Consider the following 255-nt stretch of genomic DNA (forward strand, 5'->3'; position numbering starts at 1 on the left):
GAAAATCGGCTGTTCGGATCGGCGCTGATCTGATTCGCTGCTGATGTTGATGGCGGATGTGGCGATGCGCGGATCGGATCGGCAGACGGGCTCGATGTTCAGCTATGTGAGCCCGGAGGCGCTGGTGTCGGCGGACCACCCGCTGCGGCCGATCCGGGTTCTGGTGAACCGGGCGCTGGAGCGGCTGTCGGGCGAGTTCGACAAGCTCTACGCAGCGGGCGGGCGGGACTCGATCGTGCCGGAGAAGCTGCTGCG

The 255-nt window shown here is 66.3% G+C and carries 1 protein-coding gene; it reads left to right on the forward strand.

Annotation, left to right across the window (positions count from 1 at the left end; translation table 11 throughout):
• Nucleotides 1-64 precede the first annotated feature (64 nt).
• Nucleotides 65-255, forward strand: a 191-nt coding sequence (locus AC1MIR_RS27900; protein ID WP_480031421.1) for a transposase, incomplete at its 3' end; no start/stop codon positions are given.

This window comes from Falsiroseomonas sp. RANM36 (assembly GCF_056682175.1).